Origin of the sequence: Streptomyces sp. NPDC006174 (assembly GCF_040614075.1) — a bacterium.
Classification (GTDB): Bacteria; Actinomycetota; Actinomycetes; order Streptomycetales; family Streptomycetaceae; genus Streptomyces.
In genome coordinates this window covers 12,104-29,375 of sequence record NZ_JBEXTJ010000020.1, presented here as the reverse complement: position 1 = coordinate 29,375, position 17,272 = coordinate 12,104, and the positions used below count along the sequence as shown (strand labels likewise).

The 17,272-nt window shown below is 73.3% G+C and carries 10 protein-coding genes; 9 read left to right on the top strand and 1 reads right to left on the bottom strand.

The features are described 5' to 3' along the window. Positions 1-48: 48 nt before the first annotated feature. From ABZ267_RS32030 to ABZ267_RS32010, 5 genes are all read left to right on the top strand, one after another. Positions 49-621: a DUF4240 domain-containing protein gene (locus tag ABZ267_RS32030; RefSeq protein ID WP_356363115.1), complete on the top strand. Its 573-nt coding sequence runs from the start codon at positions 49-51 to the stop codon at positions 619-621. Between the two features lie 50 nt (positions 622-671). Beyond that, positions 672-4,268 (top strand): hydantoinase B/oxoprolinase family protein, encoded by a 3,597-nt coding sequence (locus tag ABZ267_RS32025; protein ID WP_356754173.1) that lies wholly within the window; start codon positions 672-674, stop codon positions 4,266-4,268. A 105-nt stretch (positions 4,269-4,373) separates the two neighbouring features. Further along, a complete protein-coding gene (locus tag ABZ267_RS32020) occupies positions 4,374-5,900 on the top strand; it encodes a hypothetical protein (protein WP_356754171.1) in 1,527 nt (508 codons plus the stop codon). Positions 5,901-5,955: 55 nt separating this feature from the next. Next, entirely contained in the window at positions 5,956-6,882 is a 927-nt protein-coding gene (locus ABZ267_RS32015; protein WP_356754169.1) for a hypothetical protein, read from the top strand. Between the two features lie 58 nt (positions 6,883-6,940). Then, positions 6,941-11,710: a hypothetical protein gene (locus tag ABZ267_RS32010; protein ID WP_356754167.1), complete on the top strand. Its 4,770-nt coding sequence runs from the start codon at positions 6,941-6,943 to the stop codon at positions 11,708-11,710. Between the two features lie 85 nt (positions 11,711-11,795). Here the strand turns inward: ABZ267_RS32010 and ABZ267_RS32005 are convergent, their stop codons facing one another. Beyond that, positions 11,796-12,278 (bottom strand): hypothetical protein, encoded by a 483-nt coding sequence (locus ABZ267_RS32005; protein ID WP_356754165.1) that lies wholly within the window; start codon positions 12,276-12,278, stop codon positions 11,796-11,798. Between the two features lie 507 nt (positions 12,279-12,785). Here ABZ267_RS32005 and ABZ267_RS32000 point away from each other — a divergent pair. From ABZ267_RS32000 to ABZ267_RS31985, 4 genes are read left to right on the top strand one after another with little or no spacing between them, the layout of a single operon-like run. Further along, positions 12,786-15,743, top strand: a complete 2,958-nt coding sequence (locus tag ABZ267_RS32000) for a nitrate- and nitrite sensing domain-containing protein (protein ID WP_356754163.1) — start codon at positions 12,786-12,788, stop codon at positions 15,741-15,743. Further along, the gene (locus ABZ267_RS31995; protein ID WP_356754161.1) at positions 15,740-16,183 is read left to right on the top strand and encodes a roadblock/LC7 domain-containing protein; all 444 of its coding nucleotides are present in this window, start codon (positions 15,740-15,742) and stop codon (positions 16,181-16,183) included. The genes ABZ267_RS32000 and ABZ267_RS31995 overlap by 4 nt, the downstream gene beginning before the upstream one ends. Before the next feature lie 9 nt (positions 16,184-16,192). Next, on the top strand, positions 16,193-16,645 hold the full coding sequence (locus ABZ267_RS31990; protein ID WP_356754159.1) for a DUF742 domain-containing protein: 453 nt from the start codon (positions 16,193-16,195) through the stop codon (positions 16,643-16,645). After that, positions 16,626-17,234 (top strand): ATP/GTP-binding protein, encoded by a 609-nt coding sequence (locus ABZ267_RS31985; RefSeq protein ID WP_356754157.1) that lies wholly within the window; start codon positions 16,626-16,628, stop codon positions 17,232-17,234. The genes ABZ267_RS31990 and ABZ267_RS31985 overlap by 20 nt, the downstream gene beginning before the upstream one ends. Positions 17,235-17,272: the final 38 nt, after the last annotated feature.

Below are 17,272 nucleotides of genomic sequence, written 5' to 3'. Positions count from 1 at the left end.
TGAGCGGAGGAGGAGGCGTTGTCAGACCCTCCTCCTACGCTTCTCACCATGGACATCGACACGTGGTGGGGGCTCGTCGGACGGGCACGTGAGGCGGCCGGGGACCGGGCGGACGACCGGGATCCGCCCGACGACCCGCTGCCCGGCGCACTGACCGAGGTGCTCGCGGCGCTGGAGCCCGAGCGGATCGTCGACTTCGCCGTGACGGCGTACGAGGTGACCGGCTCGGCCTACCGGTGGCCTCTGTGGAACGCGGCGTACCTCATCGAAGGCGGCTGCGGTGACGACGGGTTCATGGACTTCCGCGACGGGCTCGTCCTGCTCGGACGCGAGGTCTTCACCCGTGCGGTGGCCGACCCGGACTCGCTGGCCGGGCTGCCGGTCGTGGTCCGGATGAGCCGCGAGGAGAGCGGCTGGATCGGCTACGAGTCGCTGACCGGGCCGGTGAAGACGGCGTACGAGCGGGCCGGAGGCGCGGCCGACGGCTTCTACGAGGCGGTGAAGGCGGCCGGCCGGGGCCGAATAGGACCCCGAGAGCCGGACGGCGAGAACTGGGACGCCGAGGACGCCGATCTCAGCCGTCGCCACCTGCCACGGCTGGCGGCGCTCTTCCTGGGCTAGCGCCGGAGTCTCTCCCTGCGGGTTCGCAGCCGCCGGAACAGAATGGCGCCATGACCGGACGCTGGGAGTTCTGGATCGACCGGGGCGGCACCTTCACCGACGTGGTGGGCCGCCGTCCCGACGGCCGGCTGGTGACCCGCAAGCTCCTCTCGCACGACCCCGGCCGCTACGACGACGCGGCCGTGGCCGGAATCCGCCTGCTCCTCGGCCTGCGCGACGGCGAGCCGGTGCCCGCCGACCGGGTCGCCGCCGTCCGGATGGGCACCACCGTCGCCACCAACGCTCTGCTGGAGCGGCGCGGCGAGCCGACCGTGCTGCTCATCACCGAAGGCTTCCGGGACGCGCTGCGGATCGCGTACCAGAACCGTCCCCGCCTCTTCGACCGCCACATCGTCCTCCCGGAGGCCGTCCACGAGCACGTGATCGAGGTCCCCGAACGTATCGACGCCGAAGGCCACACCGTACGGGCCCTGGAACTCGACGCCGTACGCGAGCAGTTGCGCGCCGCCCACGCCGACGGGCTGCGCAGCGCCGCCGTCGTCCTGATGCACGGCTACCGCCACCCCGACCACGAACGGGCCGTCGCCGAGGCGGCCCGCGAGGCCGGGTTCACGCAGGTCAGCACCTCCCACGAGGTCAGCCCGCTGATCAGGCTCGTCCCACGCGGCGACACCACCGTCGTCGACGCCTACCTCTCACCGGTGCTGCGCCGGTACGTCGACGAGGTCGCCGCCCGCCTCGAAGGCATCCGGCTCCTGTTCATGCAGTCCAACGGCGGACTGCGCGAGGCCGCCGCGTTCCGGGGCAAGGACGCCGTGCTCTCCGGTCCGGCCGGAGGCGTCGTCGGCATGGTCCGTACGTCGCGGCAGGCCGGACACGACCGCGTCATCGGCTTCGACATGGGCGGCACCTCCACCGACGTGTCCCACTACGCCGGAGAGTTCGAACGGGAGCTCGGCACCCAGGTCGCCGGAGTGCGGATGCGCGCTCCGATGATGAGCATCCACACCGTCGCGGCCGGCGGCGGCTCCCTGCTCCACTTCGACGGCCGCCGCTACCGGGTCGGCCCCGACTCCGCGGGCGCCGAACCCGGCCCCGCCTGCTACCGCCGAGGCGGCCCGCTCACCGTCACCGACGCCAACGTCATGCTCGGCCGCATCCAGCCCGACCACTTTCCCGCCGTCTTCGGCCCGGACGGCGACCGGCCGCTCGACGCCGACCTCGTACGGGAACGGTTCGCGGAGCTCGCCGACGAGATCGGCCGCGCCACCGGGAACCGGCCGGACGAGGCCGACGTGGCGGCGGGCTTCCTGGAGATCGCCGTCCTCAACATGGCCAACGCGGTGAAGAAGATCTCCGTGCAGCGCGGCCACGACATCACCCGCTATGCCCTCACCGGCTTCGGCGGCGCCGGCGGCCAGCACGTCTGCGCCGTCGCCGACGCGCTGTCCATCGACACCGTCCTCGTACCTCCGCTCGCCGGAGTGCTCTCCGCGTACGGCATCGGCCTGGCCGACGCCACCGCGATGCGCGAACAGTCCGTGGAGGCGGGGCTGGACGAGACCGTACGGGAACGGGTCGAGCGGCTCTGCGCGGAGCTGGCCGACCGTACGCGGGACGACCTGCGCGCCGACGGAGTGCCCGATTCCGCGATCAGCACACACGCGAGAATTCTGCTGCGGTACGCGGGAACGGACGCGGCGCTCGCCGTGGCGCAGGACTCCGTGGACGCGATGAGCGAGGAGTTCACCGCCGACCACCGCACCCGGTTCGGCTTCACCATGGAGAAGCCGATCGTGGTCGAGACCGTCTCGGTGGAGGCCACGGGGACGACCGGGGGGCACGGCTCCGGCCCCCGTGACCAAGCACCCCGCGAGGGCGCACTCCAGCCCCGTGACACCGTCACGATGTACGCCGAGGGCCGGGAACAGCAGGCGCCGTTGTACCGCCGTGAGGACCTCCGTCCCACCGACACCGTCACCGGACCCGCCATCGTGGCGGAGGACGACGCCACGACCGTCGTCGACCCCGGCTGGCAGGCATCGTGCAGCGCCACCGGCCACCTGGTGCTCACCCGGGCCCGGCCACGGCCGGAGAGGACGGCCGTCGGCACCCGGGTGGACCCGGTGATGCTGGAGGTCTTCAACAGCCTCTTCATGTCGATCGCCGAGCAGATGGGCGTCCGCCTGGAGAACACCGCCCACTCGGTCAACATCAAGGAGCGCCTCGACTTCTCCTGCGCCCTCTTCGACGCCGACGGCAACCTGATCGCCAACGCTCCGCACATCCCGGTGCACCTCGGCTCCATGGGCGAGTCCATCAAGGAGGTGCTCCGGCGCAACGACGGCACCCTGCGCGCCGGTGACGTGTACGCCATCAACGATCCGTACCACGGCGGCACGCACCTGCCCGATGTCACCGTGGTGACGCCCGTGTTCGACGAGGACGAGCTCCGGTTCCTGGTCGCCTCGCGCGGCCACCACGCCGAGATCGGCGGCACGACACCCGGCTCCATGCCCGCCTTCAGCCGGACGATCCACGAGGAGGGCGTGCTCTTCGACAACTGGCTCCTGGTCCGCGACGGCCACCTCCGTGAGGCCGAGACCCGCGACCTGCTCGCCTCGGCCCCGTACCCCTCACGCTCACCGGACACCAACCTCGCCGACCTCCGTGCGCAGATCGCCGCCAACGAGAAGGGCATCGCGGAACTCCGCCGCATGGTCGACCAGTTCGGGACGGAGGTCGTGGCCGCCTATATGGGGCACGTCCAGGACAACGCGGAGGAGTCCGTACGCCGGATCGTGGCGGGCCTTCAGGACGGCGGCTTCCGTTACGAGACCGACGGCGGGGCCGTGATCCAGGTGGAGCTCACCGTCGACCGGGAGGCCCGCAGCGCGGTGATCGACTTCGCCGGCACCTCTGAGCAGCAGCCCGGCAACACCAACGCACCCCGTTCGGTGGTGACGGCGGCCGTCCTGTACGTCTTCCGCACGCTCGTAGGAGAGGACATCCCGCTCAACAGCGGCTGTCTGAAGCCGCTGGACGTGCGGATTCCGCCCGGCTCGATGCTCGACCCGGCCTATCCGGCGGCGACCGTCGCGGGCAATGTGGAGACCTCACAGGCCGTCACCGGTGCCCTGTACGGGGCGCTCGGCGGCCAGGCCGAAGGGTCCGGCACCATGAACAACCTCACCTTCGGCAACGACCGCGTCCAGTACTACGAGACGGTGGCCAGCGGCTCCGGAGCCGGCGACGGCTTCGACGGCACCGACGCCGTGCAGACCCATATGACCAACTCCCGGCTCACCGACCCCGAGATCCTGGAGTGGCGGCTGCCCGTACTCCTGGAGAGCTTCGCGGTCCGGGAAGGCAGCGGAGGCGAGGGACGGTGGCACGGCGGCGGAGGCGTGGAGCGGCGGATCCGCTTCCTGGAGCCGGTCACGGTGGCGCTGCTCTCCGGTCACCGCCGGGTTCCGCCGTACGGAGCGGGTGGCGGCGAGCCTGGGGCGCTCGGGGAGCAGTACATCGAGCGGGCGGGCGGCGGCGTGGACCGGCTGGAAGGGTGCGACACCGCCGAACTGGCGGCCGGTGACGTGCTGGTGGTGCGGACGCCGGGCGGTGGCGGATACGGGCCTGCGGGGGTGTGACCGGGGGCGCGCGGGGCCGGCCGGAAGCCGTGATGCGGCCGCCTGCCGCCGGTCGCATAAACGCCGTTTCGACCGTTGTCAGTGTGAGGACCTAATCTGTCCCTCGTGACTTCGCCTGCCGACACGGAAAACGCTGCGCCGCAGCTCAACGCGGGGCCGAGGCCTGCCCCGGGCCCTGCCGCCGACGAGGGGCTCTCGCGTCGGCTGCGCGCGCTCGCGTGCACGGCGCCGCTGCACGACCTCGACGTGCGCAAGGCGAATCTGGCCGGTGAGTACACGGTCTACGCCATGGCGGAGGTCGCCCTCGCGGCGATCGACCACGTCACGCTCAACATGGACTTCGACACCGGTGCCGACCACGACCAGATAGTGGCCAGGCTGCTGCCGCGCGTCGGCGCCCAGGCGCCGGACCGTCCCGTCGCCGAGCACGAACGGGTCGCGCGCTGGGTCCTGGAGAACCTGATCAACGTCGGCAGCGTCGACCGAGGCTTCCGCGCGGTCTACGGCACCTTCGGACCCGACGGCGTCTACGTCCGCCGGGACTACGACTTCAAGCTGATCGAGGAGGTGCCGGGCTACGGCGGCACGGTCTACCTCCGGGCCACCGACGAAGCGGTCAACGTCCTCGTCGGCGCTCTGGACACCGACGTCACCAGCGCCCAGATCGCCGCCGAGGTCAAGCTGGAGGTCCTCATCAGCCGGGGCCGCCTCGCGGACGCCCAGCTCGCCGCCGAACAGGCCCGCTACCGCACCGTGCAGTACGCCGAGACGCTGCGCCGCACGCTGGAGGCGACCCGGCGCAACGTCCGCGCGGTCGACTGGCTCACCACCGTCCCGGACATGATCGCCGAAGCCCTGGACCACGTGGCCGACCGCTACCGCCACGAGAACGCGATCCTCACCAACATCCGCAAGGCGCGCGACGAGGCCGAGGACCCCGAGCACAAGCGCCGGGCCGCCGAGCTCGTCGACATCGTCAAGGACTGCATCCGCCGCCACACCCAGCTCCAGTCCCGCCTCCTGGAGGCCGGACCGCTCTTCCGCGCCGAGCAGGACCGGCAGGCGTTCGCCACTCCGGCCGCCCACGCGGGCCTCGATCTGTACGGTCAGCTCCTCGCCCCGCTCCTCCCGCTCCCCGTCGAGCAGTCCTTGCGGGCCACCGACGCGTTCTTCGCGAACGGCACCGGGCTGCGCACGCCCACCTCCGTCCGCGTCGGCGACCTGGTCGAGATGCTCATGACCCCGCCGCTGGAGCGCGAGCACCTCGGCATGGAGATGCCGGAGCCCGACCTGATCGCGACGCCGGACGACAGCCGCTTCAGCGACGCCCAGCTGAGCAGCGCCATGGCCCTGCTCGACCTGGAGCACGACGCGCCGCGCAGACTCTCCGGGCTGCTCGCCGAGGCCCGTCGCAGCGATCCCGACCTGCCGTACCTGGTCGCGCTGCTCGCCGTCCACGCCGCCAGCCCGCCCGTCGGCACCGCCTACCGCCAGGGCGAGCGGCGCCTGCTCTTCGCGGTGGACGACGGTACGCAGCTGGAGGACCCGGAGTTCGGCGGCGCCGACCTCATCGTGGGCATGGCTCTTCTGGACGCCGCCGGAATGGCCGCGGACCGCAAGGAGGCCTCATGACCGGCCCCGTACGTCCTGCGCACCCCCACCTTTTCCGTACCGAGGAGTCCCGACCGTGAGCGACCACGACGCCGAGCACCCCGACGCGTGGACCGAGCCCTCCGCGTACGTCACCGACTCCGCACCCGCACACACCGCCGAGCCCACCGGCCCGACGCCCGTCACCCCGGCCGACGCCGCCGACGCGGCCCGCCTGGTCTCCTTCGGCCTCCAGCCCAAGCTGCTGCCCGCCCGCGACGCCGAATACGCCGACCTGCTCCGCCGGTACCGGGAGGAGAGCGCCTTCGCGCGGCTCGCCGACGCCGTCGCCACCGGGCTCGGCCTCATCGTCCTGGAGGTCTCGCCGCGCGCCGGGATGGCCGTCACGGCAGGCGAGGACTCCGTTTTCGCCGTCCGCATGGGCGACTACGCGCGCCGCGCCTCCTCCGACGCCGCCGACCGCTTCCTCCACGGCCTCGCCCACCTCGCCGTCGCCGCCCTCGCCTTCCCGCGCCCCGAGGATCTCGCCGACGACGCGTACATCGGCCGCATCACGGTCAACGGCGTCGACGCCTTCGTACGCCAGGCCTGCAAGCGTCTGGAGGAGCGTGCCGAGGAGCAGGGCGACAACACCGACCCCGCCACCGACACCCCGGGCCTCGAATCCGGCTGGCGGATCTACGCCCGCCGCAGCTCCACCGGCGCCACCAAGGACGCCCGCCGCCTCGCCGGATCCACCACCGGCATCATCGGCAAGGCCGTCGCCTTCCTCACCGACTCCGGCTTCCTCCAGCGCACCCGCGACGACGCGGGCGGCGCCTACCGCACCACCGCCCGCTACCAGCTCCAGGTCCGCGACATGGCGGGCAGCGCCGCCATGGCCGAGCTGCTGGAGCTCGGCGTCGTCCCCGTCACCGACGGATCGGCCACCCTGCTGCCGCCGTCCGACCCCGACAGCATGGAGCTGGCCGCCGACGCGGGCCTGCCCTTCCACTCCTCCTGACCCCGCCCGCACCGCCCAGCTCCGCCACCGCTTCTCCGAACGACGAGAGTCCGCCGCCATGTACGAGTTGTCCCGGGTCCGCCTCTACTCCATCGGACCTGCCGGTGCGCGCTACGCCGACACCGTCCTCGACCTGCGCGGCGTCGGTGAACCCGTCCCCAACCCGGCCCCGGCGCAGGCGGAGTTCTTCGAGGACGAGCCGGTCGGCCCGCCGCGCCGACCCGCTCCGGCCGGCGTGCTCTTCCTGGAGAACGGCGGCGGCAAGTCCGTCCTGCTGAAGCTGATCTTCTCGGTGATGCTCCCCGGCCACCGCAACACCCTCGGCGGCGCCAGCTCCGGCGTGCTCCGCAAGTTCCTGCTCGCCGACGACTGCGGCCATGTCGCCCTGGAGTGGCAGCACACGCTCACCGGTGAGTGCGTCGTCGTCGGCAAGGTCAGCGAGTGGCGCGGGCGGCAGGTCTCCAACGACCCGAGGAAGTTCGCGGAGGCCTGGTACTCCTTCCGGCCCGGACCAGGGCTCAGCCTGGACAGCCTGCCCGTCGCGGAGGCCACCGCCGTGGGCCGGCCCGCCGAAGGGGTCTCCGGAGCGCGAGGCAGGCGCCGCACGATGAAGGGGTTCCGCGACGCGCTGGTGGACGCCGGCAAGTTCTACCAACACCTCGACGTGCACTGGGAAGAGATCCACGACCGCTGGAACGAGCACCTCGGCGAACTCGGCCTCGACCCCGAACTCTTCCGCTACCAGCGCGAGATGAACGCCGACGAAGGTGAGGCCGCCGGACTCTTCGCGGTCAAGAAGGACTCCGACTTCACCGACCTGCTGCTCCGTGCCGTCACCGACACCCGCGACACCGACGGCCTCGCCGACCTGGTCAGCGGCTTCGGCAACAAGCTCGGCCGCCGCGCCGAGCTGACCGCCGAACGCGACTTCACCGCAGGCTCGGTCGACCTCCTCGGCCGGATCGTCGAAGCCACCGAGACCCGCGCCCGCAGCCGCGACATCCACGCCGCCGCCGAACGCCGCACCCGTACTCTCGCCCGCCGCCTGAGCGCCCGCGGCGCCGAGGAGCGCGGCCGCACCGCCGAGCTGGCCGAGCGGGTCACCGCCGCCGCGCACACCGTCACCGAGGCCGAGTCCACCCGCGGCCGCCGCTCCCTCATCGCCGCCGAACTCGCCTACCGCCACGCCTCCCTGGCCCTGGCCGCCGCCGAGAAGAGCGCCGCCGCCGGACGCAAGGAGCTGGCCGACGCCCGTACGCTGCACGCCGCCTGGCAGGCCGCCGAGGCCGTCCTGCGCCACCGCGCCGCCGCCGACCGCTCCGCCAGGGTCGCCGCCGCCATCCGCGAGGCCGAGCGCGACGCGGCCCCGGCGCTCGCCGCCCGCGCCACCGCCGCCGCCGAACTCGTCCGGGCGCTGCACACCGCCGCCGAGGACGGCGAGCGCGTCGCCAACGAGCAGGAGGAGCGCTCCGAGACCCTCCAGGCCACCGGCGAGCGCGCCCACCGTGACGCCACCGTCGCCGCCACCGAGGCCCAGCGCGCCCGCAGCGAGGCCGGCCACCTGCGCCAGCGCCTCGCCGAGGTCGAGCAGGAGACCGGCGAGGCGGTCCAGGCCGGCTGGCTCGACAACACCGCGCCCGACGCCGACCCGGCCCGCGCAGCTCTGGCCGCCAGCGACGCCGAACAGTCCGCCGTCGCCGCCTGGGACACCGCCCGCGAGGCCGCCCGCACCGCCGCCGACCAGGCCCGCGAGGCGTCGGCCGCCGAGAGCCGCGCCGAGCTGGCCGCCGCCCGTGCCGCCGACGGAGCCAAGGCGGCGGAGCAGAGTTACGAGGACGAGCTCAGCGCCGCCGAGTCCATCGCCGCCGACCCGCGCCTGGCCGACCTGCTCGGCCTGCCCACGGGTACGGGCGTCCCGCACCCGCGCCGTGGAGCGGGCGAGGAGGCGCCGGGCGGAGCACAGCGCGAAGCCGCACGCACCGGCCCTCAGAGCGACGGCACAGCCACCGGCGTGAGCCCCACCGACGCCTCCCCGGACAGCGCGGTCGCTCTGGCCGACCAGACCACGACGCTCCACCAACCGCTCACCGCCCAGGAGTTCGACCGCAGCGCCGACGAACTGCGCGACCTCCTCGACCAGTCCGTGACGGCCGCCGAGCGCCGCCTCTTCGACCTGCGCACCGCCGCCGCCGACGACGCCCGCATCCTCGGCGCGCTCGGCGAAGGCGGGCTGCTGCCGCCCGGCCCCGACGTCCTCGCCACCGTCGAGTACCTGGGCGAGCACGGCATCCCGGCCCTGCCAGGCTGGCGCTACCTCGCCCAGGCCGTCGACCCGGCCGACCACGCCGCCGTCCTCGCCGCCCGCCCGGAGCTGGTCGACGGCGTCGTCATCACCGACCCCGACGCCCACACCCGCGCCCGCGAAGTCCTCGGCAGCGCCGCCCTGTTGCCCCGATCGGCCGTCGCCGTCGGCACCGCCGCCGCTCTCCTGGCTCCCGTCCCGGACCCCGGCACCGGTTCCGACGCGCAGCACGACGGCGTCTTCCTCGTCCCGCCGAACCCGGCCATGCACGACGAGCACGCCGCCGACGAGGAGCGCCACGCCCTGCGCTCCCGCGCCGCCGCCCGCGACGAGGACATCCGCACACTCACCGCCCGCCTCTCGGCCGACCGGGCCCTCGCCTCCCGCATCGGCTCCTGGCGCGCCGACTGCCCGCCCGGCATGCTCACCGAGCTGGCCGAGGCCGCCGCCACCGCCCGTACGGCGGCCGAGAGCGCCGAAGCCGTCCTCGCCGAGGCCCGGACCGCCCGCGCCGAGGCCGACGAGGCCGCTGCCGACACCGCCCGGGTCCGCGAGGAGCGCCAGGAGGCCGCCCAGCGCGCCCGCCGGGTCGCCGACGCGCTGGCCGGGCTCGCCCACCGGCTGCGCGAGCGGGCCCGCTGGCAGGTCCGGCTCCGCGAACTGGTCGACGAGGCCGCTGAGTCCGAGGCCCGCGCCGCCGTCTGCCTGGACCTGGCCCGTTCCGCCGACGAGGACCGCCGGGCCGCCCAGCGCGCCGGTGACGACGCCCGCCGCACCGCCCGCGCCCTGCGGGCCGAGCGCGCCGAGATCGCCGGAGCCCCGGAGATCCTCCCGGAGCCCGACGAGACCAAGCCCCGCACCGCGCTGCCCACCCTCCGCGAGGCCTACCGGGCCGCGTCCCAGCTGTACGAGAAGGTCGGCGTCGGCGCCGACCTGCGCGCCGAGCAGGCCCGCGCCGAGAGCGACGAGAGCGCCGCCCTCGCCGAGCTGGACCGTCTCACCAACAAGGTCCGCACCCGCGCCGCCCAGCTCCTCGAAGGCACCGACGGAGCCGACGGCCCCTCCCGCCAGGCGGCGGCGGCCCGCGCCGAATCCCACGTACAGCTCCTGGAAACACGGGCCTCCACCGCCAGCGAGCAGCTGGGCCGGTACCGAGGCGAGGCCGAGCGGCTCGCACCGGACGACGAGCGGCCGCACCACACCGAGCTGCCCGACGAGCTGGTCCCGGCCGACGCCGACCAGGCCCAGACCCTCCTGCGTACGGCCACCGGCGAACTCGCCTCCGCCACCGCCGCCCTGGACACCGCCCGCGCCGCCCACAGCGAGCTGCTCCACGCCCACCGCACCGCCGAGGACTCGGCAGGCGGCTTCGACGAGACGGCGGCCCTCCTGCGTGACCTCCTCCGCGACCACGGCACGGAGGACGGCACCGAAGGCCCCGACCCGTATCCCGGCACGCTGGAGGAGGCCCGGCACTCCGCCGCCGAGGCCCGCCGCTCCCTGCGCGGCTGCTCCACCGACCTCTCGGCCGCCGAGAGCGCCGTACGGGAAGCGAGCGACATCCTCGTACGGCACGCCAACTCCACCCGCTACGAGCAGGTCCGCACCCCGGCCCGCCAGCAGATCCGCGAACTGCCCGCATCCGCGCTGCCGGAGCACGCGCGGAAGTGGGCCGACGCCTTCGCGCCCCGGTTGCGCGTCCTGACCGACGAGCTGGTCCAGCTGGAGCGCAACCGCGACTCCATCGTCGACCGGCTGCGTGGCCTGGTCGAGTCCGCCCTCGCCACCCTCCGCTCCGCCCAGCGGCTCTCCCAACTCCCCGAAGGACTGGGGGAGTGGTCGGGGCAGGAATTCCTCCGGATCCGCTTCGAGGAGCCCGACCAGGCGACCCTCACCGAGCGCCTCGGCGAGGTCATCGACGAGGCGACGCACGCGGCCCTCAAGAAGAACTCCGACCTGCGCCGGGACGGCATGTCCCTGCTGCTGCGCGGCGTCGAGGCGGCGCTGCGGCCCAAGGGCATCGCGGTGGAGATCCTCAAGCCGGACGCCGTGCTCCGCGCCGAGCGGGTCCCGGTCGGGCAGATGGGCGACGTCTTCTCCGGCGGCCAGCTCCTCACCGCCGCCATCGCCCTGTACTGCACGATGGCGGCGCTGCGCAGCAACGACCGGGGCCGCGACCGCCACCGGCACGCGGGCACGTTGTTCCTGGACAACCCGATCGGCCGCGCCAACGCCACGTATCTGCTGGAGCTCCAGCGCGCGGTCTCCGACGCGCTCGGCGTGCAGCTGCTCTACACGACCGGCCTCTTCGACACGACCGCGCTCGCCGAATTCCCGCTCGTCATCCGGTTGCGCAACGACGCCGACCTGAGGGCCGGGCTGAAGTACATCAGCGTGGAGGAGCACCTGCGTCCCGGACTGCCGCAGCAGGACCCGGAAGGTGAGACGGTCCACGGCGAGATCACGGCCACCCGCATGTTCAAGCGGAGCACTCAGCAGGCCGCGCAGCCGCAGCCGGAGGCGTAACTTCCGGCTCCCGCGGGCCCGATGAGGCATCGGGCCCGCGGACAGGGTTCATGCCCTGCGGAGACGGTCCGCAGGTAGGCAGGTCTCACGCCCGGGAGAGATCGCCGGTGCTCCGGCGGCCGGATATCCTGCCGCCCCCTTCGTCCCGCTCGGCCGCCCGCGCCGCCCGCTGGGCCCGCCGCCGCTCCCGGCGCATCTGCCGGGCGGTACTGCTCGGCTCGGACACCACGCCGTGGCGCTGGTTCCACACCTGCCGGGTGACCCAGACGTCCAGCACGGCCCAGGTGGCGACCACCGTGCTGGCCACACTGCTGAGCACCATCGGGAAGGCCAGCCAGGAACCGGCCAGTGTGCACAGGAAGGCGACCACCGCCTGGATGATCGTCAGCGACATGACGAGCACGGCGCGCACCGCCGCCGTCCGCACCGCGTCCGGCATCCGCCGCTTCCTGGCCGGCTCCTCCACCCACAACTGCCGCGGGATACGCGCCCCGTCCCCGGCGTCCGTCCTCGCGGTGCCGACCGGTGTTACCGGTGCTCCGGCGCGCCGGCGTTCCTGCGTGCTCAAGGTCCTTCAACTCCCCACCACTGTCCGACTTCAGGGTGGCTGCCCGGCTTGCGCCGGTTCTACGCGGGCGGATGGGCTCCGTACCGCCGCGCGCGCTCCCGCCCTGCGTCTACCCCGTACATATGGACGAACCACCCGCTCCGAAGATTCCCGCTGAAAGACACCGCAGGGCCACAGAAGGCTAAGGAACGAATAATTCCAGCCAACTGATCCGGGCCCGTCCTCAGAGGATCGGTGGGGATCCTCTGTCGCTTTCGCGAATTTCATCTCCGGGAATACCGGGACAACTCATGATCAAACCCTGGCCGGACGGCTGAAAATCATCCGGACGTGTCTTCGAGTTGTCTCTGTGTCAGTAGTAGGCTCGCGCCGTTTATTGACGCAGGACGGGCCCTCGCCCGCGTCGGACCGATGCGCGCCGGTGTACGCACGGCGAACGTCGGACCAGGGGCGAGGGACGACCGGGAGAGACCACCCCCGCGGTGCGGGGCCGATCTGGGGGAGGCCATGCGCTTTCGCGGGAAGTCCATCCGCAGGAAGATCGTGGCGTTGCTGCTGGTGCCGCTCGTCTCCCTCACGGGCCTCTGGGTCCTCGCCACCTACGTCACCGGCCGCCAGGCGACCGAGCTGATGAGTGTCAGCACCTCCGTCGACAAGGTCGCCGGACCGCTGGAGGAAGCGGTCCGGGTCGTGCAGGCCGAGCGCCGGCAGACCCTGGTCTTCCTGGCCGACCCCCGCGCCTCCGACGCCCTGCCGCTCCTGCTGAGCCAGCGCGCCGACACCGACCGGATCGTGGCCGAGGTCAGGAACAGCGCCCGGCAGAACGACGTCCGCGAGGCGCTCGACGCGGAGGCCCGCATGCGGCTCGACGCGATCCTGAGCGCCGTCGACGGCCTGGACGCGCTGCGCGAATCCGTCGAGAAGCGCACCATCGGCCGGGCGAAGGCGCTGGACTTCTACAACGGCCTCGTCGACCCGGCGTACCGTTTCCTCAACGGCCTCCACACCACGGAGAACGGTTCGCTGGACAAGCAGATGCGGGCGCTGGTCGGGATATCCCGGGCCCGCGAGATGCTGTCGCGCGAAGACGCGCTGGTCGCCTCCAGCCTCATCGCGGGCCGCTTCACCACCGCCGAACTGCGCCAGATATCCGGCCTCGTGGCCCAGCGCGAGCTGCTCTACGAGGTCAGCCTCGAAAACCTTCCCGCCGCCGAGCGCCGCCGCGTCGACCAGTTCTGGAGCAGCCCGGACGCCGAGCCGCTGCGCACCGCCGAGGACACCCTGATCGCCGCCGGGCCCACCAAGGGTGAAGGCGCCGTCGACACCGAGCGCTGGCAGCAGGCGGCCCCGCCCGTCCTCGACCGGCTGGCGGACGACTCCACGGAGATGGCCGACCGCTTCCAGGACCGCGCGGAACCGGCCGGATACCGGGTCCTCGCCCAGGCCGGAATCGCCGGAGTCCTCGGCTTCCTGGCGCTGATCGTCTCGATCTTCGTCTCCGTACGGATCGGCCGCGAACTCGTCCGCGACCTCTCCCGGCTCCGCAAGGACGCCCACGAGGTCTCCGGCGTACGCCTGCCGAGCGTCATGCGGCGGCTGGCCGCCGGCGAACAGGTCGACGTCGAGACCGAGGCCCCGCACCTCACCTACGAGCGCGACGAGATCGGCCAGGTCGGCCAGGCGCTCAACACCCTCCAGCGCGCCGCCGTCGAAGCCGCCGTCAAGCAGGCCGACATGCGCCGCGGCGTCTCCGAGGTCTTCGTCAACCTCGCCCGCCGCAACCAGGTTCTCCTCCATCGCCAGCTGACCCTGCTGGACACCATGGAGCGCCGCACCGAGAACAGCGACGAACTGGCCGACCTGTTCCGCCTCGACCACCTCACGACGCGGATGCGCCGCCACGCCGAAGGGCTCGTGATCCTCTCCGGCGCCGCGCCCTCCCGCCAGTGGCGCAAGCCCATCCAGCTCATGGACGTCGTACGGGCCGCCGTCGCCGAGGTCGAGGACTACGAACGCATCGAGGTCCGGCGGCTGCCCCGGATCGGCGTGGGCGGCCCCGCCGTCGCCGACCTCACCCACCTCATCGCCGAACTCCTGGAGAACGCCACCGTCTTCTCGCCGCCGCACACCGCGGTCCAGGTGCACGGCGAACGCGTCTCCAACGGCTTCACGCTCGAAATCCACGACCGCGGCCTCGGCATGCCGCCCGAGGTCCTCCTCGACGCCAACCTCCGGCTCGCCGAGACCCCCGACTTCGAGCTCTCCGACACCGACCGCCTCGGTCTCTTCGTGGTCAGCCGCCTCGCCCAGCGCCAGAACGTCCGGGTCTCCCTGCAGAAATCGCCGTACGGAGGCACCACCGCGGTCGTGTTCATCCCGGCCGCGCTCCTCACCGAGGCGCCCGACACCCACGGCACCGGCTTCCGCCTCGACCGCCGGGCCGAGCGGGCGATCGGCAGCGGCCGCACCAACGGCGACGCCTCGTCCGCCGCCGGCACCGCACCGGGCGGCGATCGCAGGACGAACGGCCGCTCCGCCGTCCTCTCGCCGGTCCCGACCGGCCTCACCGGACCGGCGGTGCTCGACGGCCCCGTCGAACTGGAAGGCCCGGTCGGCCCCTTGGACCTGGCCGGTGACCCGCTGGACCGCGCCTCGGACCCGGCCCTCGATCCGGCCCTGGGACCGGTGCTCGACGGCGTCTCCGACCTGGAGGACACCGAGAGCGAGCGCGGAGGCATCTTCCGCGCCCGCGACCTGCGCCGCGAGGACGGCAGGGATCCGCGCCGCGAGGACGGCCTGAGCCCGCGCCGCGACCACGCCGGCTCCGGCGGGCTCCGTCGCGGTGACGCCGGTGACGCCCGCCGGGCCGCCGACCGCGATCAGCACCAGCAGGCCCGCGACCACGGTGAAAGCCCCACCGCCGAGGTCCGCCCGATGCGACCCGCCGGTCCCGTACCGCTGCCGCGCCGCACTCCGCCGACCCTGGTCACCGACCGCGGCCGTCGCGTGGACGACGAGGCCCCGGAGACCACCGACACCACCACCTCCGCCGAGCCTCCCGCGACCGCACCCCGCACCGCGACCGGTCCGGTCGCGCACACCACGCCGTGGGCCGCCCGCGCCGCACAACGCACACCGGCACCACTCAGCACACCAGAACCACCCCGCACCACCGAGGCCCGGCGCGACACCGCACCCGACACCGTGGGCGGCCTGCCCCGCCGGGTCCGGCAGGCCAGCCTCGCCCCTCAGCTCCGTGAGGAATCCACCGACCGGACTCCGCACCGGGCGCCCGTGGACACGGTCGACGACTACGACCGTGACGCGGACGAAGTACGCAATCGCATGGCTTCACTCCAGCGTGGCTGGCAGCGCGGTCGTCGGCAGAACGCCGAGGACGCACAGGACGCCGCCGGTCCCGAGGGAACAGCACCAGGAACCACTCCGGGAGGGGACGGTCGATGACCGCACCGAACGCCGCAGCATCCAACCCCGCACGCCACGGCTCGGGCGAACTGAACTGGCTGCTCGACGAACTCGTCCAGCGCGTCGCCAGCATCCGCAAGGCGCTGGTGCTCTCCAGCGACGGGCTCGCCACCGGCACCTCGCAGGATCTGACCCGGGAGGACAGCGAGCACCTCGCCGCCGTCGCCTCCGGGTTCCACAGCCTCGCCAAGGGCGTGGGCCGCCACTTCGAGGCGGGCAGGGTGCGCCAGACCGTCGTCGAGCTGGACGAGGCCTTCCTCTTCGTGACCGCCGCGGGCGACGGCAGCTGTCTCGCCGTGCTGGCCGACGCGGACTCCGACGTGGGCCAGGTGGCGTACGAGATGACGCTGATGGTCAAGCGCGTGGGGGCCCACCTGGCCAACGCCCCACGGACGACCGGTCTGCCCGCCGGAGGGTGAGGGCCGGGCATGAGCGCTGACTCCCGCCGGGGCACGAACCCCGGACCCACGGACTCCGGCCCCACGGACGCCACCGCCGACCCTCAGTCCTCGCGGTGGTACGACGCGGAGGCCGGGCCGGTGGTCCGCCCGTACGCCATGACCCGGGGGCGTACCAGCAGCGCCTCCCGCCACCGGCTCGACCTGATCGCCCTCGTCGTGCCCGAACCGGCCGCCGACGACCCCGGCCGGGACCAGACGCTCGCGCCCGAACACGTCACGATCGTCGAACTCTGCAGCGACGCGCCCCAGTCCATCGCCGAGCTCGCCGCCGAACTCGACCTCCCGGTAGGGGTGGTACGGGTCCTGGTCGGCGATCTCGTCGAGGACGAGCTGGTGCACGTCACCCGACCCGTTCCGCCGGCCGAACTGCCGGACGTGAACATTCTTCGCGAGGTAATCAATGGCCTTCGGGCGCTCTAGCCGCGTCAAGCAGCGGCCCGTCGAGCCCGTCACCCTGAAGATCCTGGTGGCGGGAGGGTTCGGCGTCGGCAAGACGACCGCGGTCGGCGCGGTCAGCGAGATCAGACCGCTGCGCACGGAGGAGCGGCTGAGCGAGGCGGGCCGTCCGGTGGACGACCTGGCGGGTGTCGAGGCCAAGACCACCACCACGGTCGCGATGGACTTCGGCCGGATCACGGTTCGCGAGGACCTGGTCCTCTACCTCTTCGGCACGCCGGGCCAGGACCGCTTCTGGTTCCTCTGGGACGAGCTGGCGCAGGGAGCCCTCGGAGCGGTCGTCCTCGCCGACACCCGCCGCCTGGAGGACTGCTTCGCCGCGGTCGACTACTTCGAGCGCCGCCGGATCCCGTTCACCGTGGCCGTCAACTGCTTCGACGGAGCCGGGCAGTTCCCCGCCGAGACCGTACAGGGCGCTCTCGATCTCGACCCCGAGGTCCCGGTGCTGCTGTGCGACGCACGGGACCGTGCCTCGGTACGTGACGTCCTCATCGCGGTCGTCGAGCACGCCTTGGAGCGCGCGGCCCGGGACCGCGCGCCCATCGCCACCTGACGGCCCGGTCCGCCGTACGCGTACGGCCCGTACCCCCG